At 75.9% G+C, this 1,149-nt stretch carries 2 protein-coding genes; both read left to right on the forward strand.

All coding sequences use genetic code 11. From position 1 onward, the window contains the following. The coding region (locus tag OZN99_RS32155; RefSeq protein WP_270939252.1) for an ABC transporter permease subunit at window positions 1-374 on the forward strand (374 nt) is incomplete at its 5' end. Continuing rightward, on the forward strand, window positions 371-1,149 hold a 779-nt coding region (locus tag OZN99_RS32160; protein ID WP_270939253.1), incomplete at its 3' end, for an ATP-binding cassette domain-containing protein. The genes OZN99_RS32155 and OZN99_RS32160, both read left to right, overlap by 4 nt.

Consider the following 1,149-nt stretch of genomic DNA (forward strand, 5'->3'; position numbering starts at 1 on the left):
TGGCCACCGCCGCCTATCTCACCTTGCCGCTGTGGCGCAGCCTGGCGGGCGGGCTGGCCGCGGCCGATCCCGCCGCGGTCGCCGCCGCCCATGCGCTCGGCATGGGCGAGGCGCGGATCACGCGGGAGGTCCGGCTGCCGCTGGCGCTGCCGGTCTTCGCCGGCGGGCTGCGCGTGGCGCTGGTGCAGGCCATCGGGCTCGTCACGCTCGGCGGATTGGTGGGGGCCGGAGGTCTCGGCGCGCTGGTGTTCGAGGGGCTGGCGCAGTTCGCCACCGACCTGATGCTGCTCGGCGCGCTGCCCATCGTCGCGCTCGCGCTGCTGGCCGATGCGCTGGCGCGCGCCGCCGAACAGCGCCTGGCGCTGCCGACATGATCGCCTTCGAGGATGTCGTGGTGCGCTTCGGCCCCCTGGTGGCCGTCGCCGGCGTGACACTGGAGGTGCGCCCCGGTGAGCTCTGCGCGCTGGTCGGCCCCTCCGGCTCCGGCAAGACCACGCTCATGCGGCTGGTGAACCGGCTGGTGGAGCCGGCATCCGGCACCGTGCGCGTCCGCGGCGAGGACGTGATGCGGCAGGACGCGCCGGCGCTGCGGCGTTCCATCGGCTATGCGATGCAGTCGGTCGGTCTGTTCCCGCACCGCACGGTCGCGGAGAACATCGCGACGGTGCCGCGCCTGCTGGGCTGGGACGCCCCGCGCATCGCCGCGCGGGTGGAGGAACTGCTGGCGATGCTGCGCCTGGACCCCGCGCTGGCCGGGCGGCTGCCGCGCGCGCTCTCCGGCGGTCAGGCGCAGCGCGTGGGCATCGCGCGCGCCTTGGCCGCCGACCCGGACATCCTGCTGATGGACGAGCCCTTCGGCGCGGTGGATCCGATCACCCGGCGGGAGCTGCGGGCGGAGCTGCGCCGCATCCACGCCGAGACCCGCAAGACGGTGCTGCTGGTCACGCACGACCCGGAGGAAGCGCTGGAACTCGGCACGCATGTCGTCGTGCTGCGCGCCGGCCGCGTGGTGGCGGATGGCCCGCCGGCCGCGCTGGTCGCGCCGGATGCCGATCCCTTCGCGCGGGAATTGCTGGGCGGCGCGCAGCCCGGCCTGCGACGCCTGGCGCTGCTGCCCGCCGCCGACGCGATCGATCCCGCACCGGCGCC

It is taken from the genome of Falsiroseomonas oryzae (assembly GCF_027856955.1).
Taxonomy (GTDB): Bacteria; Pseudomonadota; Alphaproteobacteria; order Acetobacterales; family Acetobacteraceae; genus Falsiroseomonas; species Falsiroseomonas oryzae.